Raw genomic sequence first — 9,957 nt, 5'->3', positions numbered from 1 at the left:
CGCCCCCGCGGGTGGCGCGGCCAGGCCGGGAGCGGCCCAGACGGGTAAGCCCGCGGCGGCATCGCGACCCTGATCGGCGCCGCCACGGCGTCCCTGCGTCGCCATGTCCGCCGTCGCCATCGTCGGGGCGGACGCCGGCCTTGCCCGGCGCTTGGCGTTGCAGGGGCCGCCAGGCGCGGAACCCCTGGCGCGAGCGCGGCCTTTGGCGGCACGCCGCGCCGGGCGGGGTTATCATCGGCTTCATGACTACTACCTATCCCACTATCGAGCAGACCGTCGGCAACACGCCGCTGGTGCGCCTGCAGCGCATTCCCGGCGCCGCCGGGGCGGCGCGCGGCAACGTCATCCTGGCCAAGCTGGAAGGCAACAATCCGGCCGGCTCGGTGAAGGACCGTCCGGCGCTCTCCATGATCAAGCATGCCGAGGAGCGCGGCGACATCAAGCCCGGCGACACGCTGATCGAGGCGACCAGCGGCAATACCGGCATCGCGCTGGCCATGGCCGCCGCCATGCGCGGCTACCGCATGATCCTGATCATGCCCGACAACCTGTCGGTGGAGCGCCGCGCCGCCATGACGGCCTACGGCGCCGAGCTGATCCTGACGCCGGCCGACAAGGGCGGCATGGAATACGCCCGCGACCTGGCCACCGAAATGCAGGCCGATGGCCGCGGCGTGGTGCTGGACCAGTTCGCCAATCCGGACAACCCGCGCGCCCACATCGAAGGCACCGGCCCGGAAATCTGGACCCAGACCGACGGCCGCGTGACGCACTTCGTCAGCGCCATGGGCACGACCGGCACCATCATGGGCGTGTCCACCTACCTGAAGTCGCGCAATCCGGCGGTGCAGGTGGTGGGCGCGCAGCCGGCCGAGGGCTCGTCGATTCCCGGCATCCGCAAATGGCCGGAAGCCTACCTGCCCAAGATCTTCGACCGCAGCCGCGTGGACGCCTACGAGTCCATCCAGCAGGCCGAGGCCGAGGCCATGGCGCGCCGCCTGGCCGCCGAAGAGGGCATCTTCGGCGGCATTTCGTCCGCCGGCGCGCTGGTGGCCGCTTTGCGCGTGGCCGAGCGGGTGAATGACGCGACCATCGTCTTCATCGTCTGCGATCGCGGCGACCGCTACCTGTCCACGGGCGTCTTCAACAACTGACGCCGTGCGCGGGCCGGTCCCGCGCCCAGGAAAAACGCCCCACGTCCTGGATGTCATCCGGGGCGTGGGGCGTTTGCGTTGCGGGCCCGGCGGTGCGGCGCCGGCCAGCCCTTATTCGGGCTGGATGTTGGCGTCCTTCATGACCTTGATCCAGCGCGCGCTTTCGGCCAGGTTGAAGGCTTCGGCTTCCTGGTAGCTCATGGTGCTGGGCAGGGTGCCTTGCGACTTCAGCGCCTCGACCACCTTGGGCGATTGCGACGCCTCGATCATGGCCTTGTTGAGCTTGGCGATGATGGGTTCGGGCGTGTCCTTGGGCACCCACATGCCGTACCAGGTGACGATGTCGAAACCGGGCAGGCCGTTCTCGGCGATGGTCGGGACGTCGGGCAGCTCGGCCAGGCGGGTCTTGGTGGTGACGGCGATGGGGCGCACCTTGCCGCTCTGGATCAGGGGCAGGGCGGGCGCCAGCGGCGCGTACATCAGGTCGACGTGGCCGCCGGCGACGTCGGTCAGGGCCGGGCTGCTGCCACGGTAGCCGACGTGCGAGATGGACGCCTTGGTGGTGGTGTTGATCAGCTCGCCGGCCAGGTGCGGCAGCGTGGCCACGCCGGGCGAGGCAAAGCTGAGCGAACCCGGCTGGGCCTTGGCCTGCGCGATCAGTTCGCCGAAGGTCTTGAACTTGGAGTCGGGCGGCACCACGGCCACCATCGGCACCGTGCCCAGCACGCCGACCATGCGGAAGTCCTTGATCGGGTCGAACGTCAGGCTCTTGAACTGGGCGGGGTAGATGCCCTGCACCGACGGATTCATCAGCACCGTGTAGCCATCGGCCGGCGCGCGCGCGACCTGGGCGGCGCCGATGGTGCCGCTGGCGCCGGGACGGCTTTCGATCACCAGGGGATGGCCCAGGATCTCACCCATGCGCACCGCGATCACGCGGCCCACCACGTCGGTCGGGCCACCCGCGGCCCACGGCATGATCACGCGGATCGGCTTGTCGGGATAGGCGTCCTGCGCCTGTGCGCCAGCCAGCGGCAGGGCCCCGATGGCGATCGCCGAGCATGCCGCGGCGAGCAAAGTGCGCTTGTTCATCTGCTGTCTTCTCCTACAAAGGTTAGGTTGGCCGAGGGTAGGGCCGCGTACAGCAGCGCCTTGACCTCTTTCAGTTGCTGGCCAGTGGTGGCTTCGTTCTTCTGCATGCGCCCCAGGGGGCCGGCCACCACGATGGCGAAGGGTTGTTCATAGGCCCGGAACCCGAGCGAGATGGACATCACGTCCTCGACGTTTTCGCCGAGGGAGCGTTGCCAGCCGCGCTGGATGCCGGCCTGCAGGTCGCGGTCGAACGCGGCCTGGCTGGTGAGGGTGGTTTCGGTGTACGAGGCGAAGCCGGGATAGGTCTTGAACCATTTCTGGCGCTCGTCCTCGGGCAGCACCGAGAGCAGGGCCTTGCCCGAGCTGGTGGCGTGCACCGCCTTGAATCCGCCGGGCTGGTGCGAGAAGCGGATGGTCTGCTTGGACTCGGCGACGATCAGGTACACGACCTTGTCGTCGGCCAGCTTGGCCAGCAGGGCGGTCTCGCCGGTGATGTCGCGCACCCGCGCCAGCACCGGCTCGATCACGGCGTTCAGCGGGTCGCTGCGGCAGATCAGGGTGGCGACGTGGATCAGCTTCTGCGTCGGGTAGTAGCCGTGCTTTTTGCCGATCTCGTACAGATAGCCGCGCGCCACCATGGTCTTGAGCAGACCATGGCAGCTGGACAGCGGGATCTCCATCTGCGCGGCGATCTCGCTGTACAGCAATGGCTTCTGCGCCTCGGCGAAGAGGTTCAGAACATCCAGGACTCGTGCGGCTGTTTTCACATCCATGATGTTATTATCCTATATGTGATAAATTTGTGTCAAATTCTTAATTCATGGCCAAGGAGCCGCGCCACATGAGATGGAAGAACCGTCCCGAGGGATCGAACTGGGGAGACTTCGGCCCTGATGACCAACGGGGTTGCCTGAATTACATCACTCCCGCGAACGTGATGAAGGGAATCCAGGAAGTCCGCGAGGGCTTGAGCTTCTGTCTGTCGCTGCCGCTGGACTACCCCGGCGGCAACGGCGTCAACGTGCGCCGCCATCCGCCCAAGCTGCGCCCGACCGAGCGTGACGGCGACCAGTACCTGAACTTCCCGCTGGGCCGCCTGCGCCCTGGTTGCGTCGACGTGCTGAGCGATGACATCGTCGAGATGAGCCTGCAGTACTCGACCCAGTGGGACTCGCTGGCGCACGTGGGCGCGCTGTTCGACGCCAACGGCGACGGCCTGCCCGAACGCGTCTACTACAACGGCTACCGCCCCAACGAACACGTGGTCGGCCCGGTGGACTATGACGTCGACAATGGTTTCGCCAAGACCGATCTGGGCCAGGGCGGGGCTTCCCACGCCAAGAAGCTGGACATCACCCAGCTGGCCGAATCCTGCCTGCAGAGCCGCGGCGTCATGGTCGACCTGGCCCGGCATTATGGCCGCGAGCAGAAGTCGGTGGGCTACGACGACCTGATGCGCATCATCGAGGCCGACCGCATCGAGATCGAGCAGGGCGACATCGTGCTGTTCCACACCGAATTCGGCGATGCGCTGCTGGAAAAGCAGCGCCAGCCGGATCACCACACCCTGCACGAGATCTGCGCCGGGCTGGATGGCAGCGACGAGAAGCTGCTGCAATGGATCACCGATTCCAAGGTGGCCGCGATGGCGTCGGACAATCATGCGCTGGAAATCTACCCGACGCAGAAGCCCAACGCCTGCTGCGCGGCGCTGCCGCTGCATCACCACTGCATCTTCAAGCTCGGCCTGCCGATCGGCGAGATGTGGTACCTGGGCGCGCTGGCCCGCTGGCTGACCGCCAACGGCCGCAGCCGCTTCCTGTTGACCGCGCCGCCGCTGAACCTGCCGGGCGCGGTGGGCTCGCCCGCCACGCCGGTGGCCACGGTCTGAGGGGCAGCGGCGCGGCGCGCGCGTCGGCCCCTCAGCGGCCGACGCGCGCCTCGATTTCGCTGGCCAGGTCGGCCACCGCGGTGGCGTAGAAGTAGCTGCGGTTGTACTTCGTCAGCGCGAAGAAGTTGGGCGTGCCGACGCGGTATTGCGCGGTGCCGCGGGCCTCTTCCACCAGATCGACGATGCCCATGGGCTGCGCGCCCCAGCCGGTGGCCGAGGCGCCGGGCTGCAGCCGGGCGCCGGCCGCGGTCAGCGTGCCCCAGGTCTGCTTGGGTTCCAGGCCGCCGTCCACCAGCGCGGTGGGGTCGGCCGGCAGCGCCACCGGCGCGAACACCGGCAGGCCGCGTTGCCAGCCATGCTGCGACAGGAAGCTGCCGACCGACATGATGGCGTCGCGGGTATTGTTGGTCAGGTCGATATGGCCGCTGCCATCGCCGTCCACCGCGTAGTGCTTGATGCTGGTGGGCATGAACTGCGGCATGCCGATGGCGCCGGCATAGGAGCCGCGGGTTTCGAGATCGAGCTTGCCGGTCATGGCGAGCGTCAGGAAGTCGGCCAGCTGGCCGCGGAACATGGTGGCGCGCTCGGGCTTGGCCGGGGCCGGATAGTCGAAGGCCAGCGTGGTCAGCGCGTCCAGCACGCGGAAATTGCCCATGTTGCGGCCATACAGCGTTTCAACGCCGATGATCGAGGCGATGATCGGGGCCGGGACGCCGAAGCGCTGCGCGGCCTGGTTGAGCTGGTCGCGATGCTCGTTGTAGAACTCCACGCCCCAGCCGATGCGCTTGGGCTCGACGAAGCGCGAGCGGTAGGTCAGCCAGCTGCGCCAGACCTTCTTGCCCGGGGGCGACGGCGCGATCAGGCGCGCCACCGTGGCGTTGTAGCGCGTGCTTTCGAGGGCGGAGACCATCGGCTTGAGCGGCAGGTTGCGCTCGGCGGCCAGGCTTTCGACGAAGCTGCGCACCTCGGGGCGCAGGACGCCGCTGGGGGTGAGGGCGGCCGGGCCATCGTCCGCCAGTTCGGGACCGGGGGTCGGCGCCGCGGGTCCGATGCGGATGGGGGCGGGGTTGCCGGCGGTGGCCGCGGGGGGCAGGGCGGCGGACGGATTCGAGGCGGTGGGAGCGGTGGTGGAACAGCCGGCCAGGAGGGCCGACAAGGTGCCGAGTTGCAGTAATCGCCGACAGATGAACATAATCTTCCTTATGGAGACCATGTATCTTACCCACCCGGCATGCCGCTTGCATGAAATGGGCAGTTGGCATCCGGAAAGCCCGCAGAGGCTGGACGCCATTTCCGACCAATTGCTCGCCAGCGGCCTGATGCCCTATCTGGATGACCGGCAGGCGCCCCAGGCGTCCCGCCATGACGTGCTGCGGGTGCACACTGTCCAGTACCTGGACAGTCTGCGCGAACATACGCCCGAGCAAGGGTATTACCCGATAGATCCCGACACCCTGATGAATCCGCACACCTACGAGGCCGCGCTGTACGCCGCCGGCGCCGGGGTGGCGGCGGTCGACGCGGTCATCGGCGGCGAGGCCCGCACCGCTTTTTGTGCGGTGCGTCCGCCAGGGCACCATGCCTGCCGCTCGCAGGCGATGGGCTTCTGCTTCCTGAACAACGTGGCCATCGCGGCCCGCCACGCCATGGACTTCCATGGCCTGTCGCGGGTGGCCATCGTCGACTTCGACGTGCACCACGGCAACGGCACCGAGGACGTCTTCGCCGGCGACGAGCGGGTGCTGATGTGCAGCATTTTCCAGCACCCGTTCTTTCCCAACAGCGGCACCGAGCACCCGGCGGCCAACATGGTCAACGTGCCGGTGGCGGCCTATACGGCGGGCGCGGCCGTGCGCGGCATCGTCACCGACACCTGGCTGCCGCGGCTCGAGGCGCACCGCCCGGAACTCATTCTGATTTCGGCCGGCTTCGACGCCCATCGCGAGGATGACATGGGTCAAATGGGGCTGGTGGAGGCCGACTATGCATGGATCACCGAGCAGCTCGTGGACGTGGCCGAGCGCCATTGCCAGGGGCGGATCGTCAGCACGCTCGAGGGCGGTTACAACCTGTCCGCCCTGGGACGCAGCGTCGTGGCCCATATACGGGCGCTGGCGAAGCTGTAGAATCAGGAAAAAATTGTGCAATGCGATCCCGGCGGATCGTTAACTCCCCCGGGTAACTATTTCCATTTGGAGGCAGCGGGATGAAGGTGTTGGTACCTGTCAAGCGCGTCGTTGACTACAACGTCAAGGTGCGCGTCAAGTCTGATCAGACCGGCGTGGATATCGCCAATGTGAAGATGTCCATGAACCCCTTTGACGAGATCGCCGTCGAGGAAGCCACCCGCCTGAAGGAAAAGGGCGCCGTGGCCGAAGTCGTGGCGGTTTCTTGCGGCGTTGCGCAATGCCAGGAAACGCTGCGCACCGCCATGGCCATCGGCGCCGACCGCGGCGTGCTGGTCCAGACCGACGCCGAACTGCAACCCCTGGCCGTGGCCAAGCTGCTCAAGGCGCTGGTCGACAAGGAACAGCCGCAACTGGTGATCCTGGGCAAGCAGGCCATCGACGACGACGCCAACCAGACCGGCCAGATGCTGGCCGCGCTGCTGGACTGGCCGCAAGCCACGTTCGCCAGCAAGGTCGAGCTGGCCGACGGCAAGGCCACGGTCACGCGCGAAGTCGACGGCGGCCTGGAAACGCTGACGCTCAAGCTGCCGGCCATCATCACCACCGACCTGCGCCTGAACGAGCCGCGCTACGTCACGCTGCCCAACATCATGAAGGCCAAGAAGAAGCAGCTGGACACCGTCACCCCGGAAGAACTGGGTGTCGATCCGGCGCCCCGCCTGAAGACGCTCAAGGTCAGCGAGCCGCCCGCCCGCAAGGCCGGCATCAAGGTGGCCGATGTCGCGGCCCTGGTGGACAAACTCAAGAACGAAGCGAAGGTGGTTTGAGATGACGACGCTGGTTATTGCCGAACACGATAACGCCCAGCTCAAGGGCGCAACCCTGAACGCCGTCGCCGCCGCCGCCAAGATCGGAGGCGACGTCCACGTGCTGGTCGCCGGCGCCAATGCCCGCGCCGTGGCCGACCAGGCCGCGCAAGCGGCCGGCGTGGCCAAGGTGCTGCTGGCCGACGCCCCGCAGCTGGCCGACGGCCTGGCCGAGAACGTCGCCGCCCAGGTGCTGGCCGTGGCCTCCGGCTACAGCCACATCCTGTTCCCGGCCACCGCCTCGGGCAAGAACGTCGCCCCGCGCGTCGCCGCCAAGCTCGACGTGGCCCAGATCTCCGACATCATCGGCGTGGAATCCGCCGACACGTTCCAGCGCCCGATCTACGCCGGCAATGCCATCGCCACCGTGCAATCGGCCGACCCGGTCAAGGTCATCACCGTGCGCACCACCGGCTTTGACGCCGTGGCCGCGCAGGGCGGCTCGGCCGCCGTGGAAGACGTTGCCGCCGTGGCCGATTCCGGCCTGTCGAGCTTCGTCGGCCGCGAAGTCGCCAAGAGCGACCGTCCGGAACTGGCCGGCGCCCGCGTCGTCGTTTCCGGCGGCCGTGGCCTGGGCAGCGCCGAGAACTTCAAGATCCTGGATCCGCTGGCCGATAAGCTCGGCGCCGCCCTGGGCGCCTCGCGCGCCGCGGTCGACGCCGGCTACGCGCCGAACGATTGGCAGGTCGGCCAGACCGGCAAGATTGTTGCGCCGCAGCTGTACGTGGCCGTCGGCATTTCCGGCGCCATCCAGCACCTGGCCGGCATGAAGGATTCCAAGGTCATCGTGGCCATCAACAAGGATCCCGAGGCGCCGATTTTCGGCGTGGCCGATTATGGCCTGGTGGGTGATCTGTTCCAGGTCGTTCCCGAACTGACCGGCGCGCTGTAAAGCGTCATTACCGGCAGTCCCCGAGCCCGCGCGCGTTACGCCCGCGGGCTTTTTCATGCCTGGTTTTTATGCGCCGGTTGTTTTTCCTGTTTGCCTGACAATCGAAACTATTTGATATTTACTATCCAAATCTTTTGATCTTTTGAAGGATTCTGATAATGTGTCTCGCGCGCAGCTAGACACGGCGTAAGTGCTTGACCGGTACATAACGAAGGAGATTCGGGATGGAATGGTTCTTTGACACTCTGCGAAAATATCCGGAGCTTGCGATTTTCCTTACCCTGGGTCTCGGGTATTGGATCGGCGCCAAGAAAATATTCGGATTCAATCTGGGGGCGGTGACTGGCACCTTGCTGGTCGGTGTGCTGGTCGGCCAGCTCGACATCACGATCGCCCCGATCGTCAAACAAGTCTTTTTCCTGCTGTTCCTGTTCGGACTGGGCTATGGCGTCGGCCCGCAATTCTTCCGCGGCATGAAAAGCGATGGCCTGCCGCAGGTCATCTTCGCCGTCGTCATCTGCGTCATCTGCCTGCTGGTCACCTGGGGCACCGCCGTCGGATTCGGTTTCGACGCCGGCACCGGTGCGGGCCTGTTGTCCGGTGCGCAGACTATTTCCGCGGTGATGGGCGTGGCGACCGACACCATCAACGGCCTGGGCATCGATGCGGCCACCAAGAAGAAATGGATCGACAGCATCCCGGTGGCGTACGCGGTCTGCTACATCTTCGGCACCGTCGGCAGCGCCTGGCTGCTGGCCTCGCTCGGCCCGAAGCTGATGCGCGTGGACATCGTCAAGGAGTGCCAGGAGTACGAGGCCAAGATGTCCGGCGGCGCCGACTCGATGGAACTGTCGGGCTATCGCAAGTTCATCTCCCGCGCCTACAAGCTCGACCATTCCGAATTCGTCGGCAAGACCGTGGGCGATATCGAGTCGCGCTTCGTCGAGGCGCGCGTATTCGTCGAACGCATCCGCCGCGGCGACCAGATTCTCGACACCGATTCCACCACCGTGCTGCAGGCCGGCGACGTCCTCGGCGTGGCCGGCCGGCACGATGCGCTGGTGTTGCAGGCGGCCGGGATCATCGGCGCCGAAGTCGAGGACCGTGACCTGATCAACCTGCCCGCCGAGATCGTCGAGGTGGTGCTGACCAACAAGAACCTGGCCGGCAAGACCGTCAAGGAAATCTCCGAGATGGAGCAGGTGCGCGAGCTGGGGCGGGGCGTGTTCCTGCGCAAAGTGGTGCGCGGCGGCCATGAGATGCCGGTCAACTGGGGCCTGAAGCTCGACCGCGGCGACCGTCTTTTCATCCTGGGCGCCAAGCGCGACGTCGAGCGGGTGGTCGGCAAGGTCGGCTACGTGGACCGCGCCACCGAGCAGACCGACATGGTGTTCGTGGGCTTCGGCATCCTGCTGGGCGGCCTGTTCGGCACGCTGGTGCTGACCGTGGGCGGCATTCCGATCACGCTGTCGACCTCGGGCGGTTCGCTCATCGCCGGCCTGATTTTCGGCTATCTGCGGTCGGTGCATCCCACCTTCGGCCGCGTGCCGGAACCGGTGCACTGGTTCCTGACTTCGGTCGGCCTGACCGCGTTCGTGGCGGTGGTGGGCATCAGCTCCGGGCCGGGCTTCGTGCAGGGCTTCCAGCAACTGGGGGCCAAGCTCTTCATCGCCGGCATCATCGCCACCAGCATCCCGATGATCCTGGGGGTGTACATCGCCCGCTACGTGTTCAAGTTCCATCCGGCCATCGTGCTGGGGGTCTGCGCCGGGGCCCGCACCACCACGGCCGCCATCGGCCAGATCACCGAAACCGCGAAGAGCCAGGTGCCCGCCCTGGGCTACACCGTGCCCTACGCCATCGGCAATACCCTGCTCATCATCTGGGGCATTGTCATCGTCATGCTCATGACCTAGAGGCCCGGTCCCCGGCG

General features: G+C 66.7%; 9 protein-coding genes. 6 read left to right on the top strand and 3 right to left on the bottom strand.

Translation table 11 applies throughout. The annotated features are described in order from the left end of the window. Positions 1-242 precede the first annotated feature (242 nt). Positions 243-1,154, top strand: coding sequence for a cysteine synthase CysM (gene cysM, locus H0523_RS19250; protein WP_054429480.1), 912 nt, complete (start codon positions 243-245; stop codon positions 1,152-1,154). A 111-nt stretch (positions 1,155-1,265) separates the two neighbouring features. Here cysM and H0523_RS19245 read toward each other — a convergent pair whose 3' ends face one another. Further along, on the bottom strand, positions 1,266-2,246 hold the full coding sequence (locus H0523_RS19245) for a Bug family tripartite tricarboxylate transporter substrate binding protein (protein ID WP_054429479.1): 981 nt from the start codon (positions 2,244-2,246) through the stop codon (positions 1,266-1,268). Then, a complete protein-coding gene (locus tag H0523_RS19240; RefSeq protein ID WP_054429478.1) occupies positions 2,243-3,019 on the bottom strand; it encodes an IclR family transcriptional regulator in 777 nt (258 codons plus the stop codon). Before H0523_RS19240 ends, H0523_RS19245 begins: the two co-directional genes overlap by 4 nt. 68 nt (positions 3,020-3,087) lie before the next feature. Between H0523_RS19240 and H0523_RS19235 the strand changes: the two genes are divergently transcribed. Next, positions 3,088-4,137: a cyclase family protein gene (locus H0523_RS19235; RefSeq protein WP_054461040.1), complete on the top strand. Its 1,050-nt coding sequence runs from the start codon at positions 3,088-3,090 to the stop codon at positions 4,135-4,137. A gap of 31 nt (positions 4,138-4,168) precedes the next feature. Here H0523_RS19235 and mltB read toward each other — a convergent pair whose 3' ends face one another. Then, positions 4,169-5,329, bottom strand: coding sequence for a lytic murein transglycosylase B (mltB, locus tag H0523_RS19230; protein ID WP_180180125.1), 1,161 nt, complete (start codon positions 5,327-5,329; stop codon positions 4,169-4,171). A gap of 10 nt (positions 5,330-5,339) precedes the next feature. On the opposite strand from mltB, the gene H0523_RS19225 reads away from it, so the two are divergent. The 4 genes from H0523_RS19225 (at position 5,340) to aspT (ending at position 9,940) form a co-directional block, all read left to right on the top strand. Then, entirely contained in the window at positions 5,340-6,263 is a 924-nt protein-coding gene (locus tag H0523_RS19225; RefSeq protein WP_082385492.1) for a histone deacetylase family protein, read from the top strand. 80 nt (positions 6,264-6,343) lie between these two features. After that, a complete protein-coding gene (locus tag H0523_RS19220) occupies positions 6,344-7,093 on the top strand; it encodes an electron transfer flavoprotein subunit beta/FixA family protein (protein ID WP_006388274.1) in 750 nt (249 codons plus the stop codon). 1 nt (position 7,094) lies between these two features. After that, a complete protein-coding gene (locus H0523_RS19215; protein WP_024068180.1) occupies positions 7,095-8,024 on the top strand; it encodes an electron transfer flavoprotein subunit alpha/FixB family protein in 930 nt (309 codons plus the stop codon). Between the two features lie 224 nt (positions 8,025-8,248). Then, the gene (gene aspT / locus H0523_RS19210; RefSeq protein WP_054429477.1) at positions 8,249-9,940 is read left to right on the top strand and encodes an aspartate-alanine antiporter; all 1,692 of its coding nucleotides are present in this window, start codon (positions 8,249-8,251) and stop codon (positions 9,938-9,940) included. Positions 9,941-9,957 lie beyond the last annotated feature (17 nt).

Source organism: Achromobacter insuavis, assembly GCF_902859645.1.
GTDB classification, from domain to species: Bacteria; Pseudomonadota; Gammaproteobacteria; order Burkholderiales; family Burkholderiaceae_B; genus Achromobacter; species Achromobacter insuavis.
Note: the sequence above shows the minus strand (reverse complement) of the source record. Positions and strands in the feature narration are given on the sequence as shown.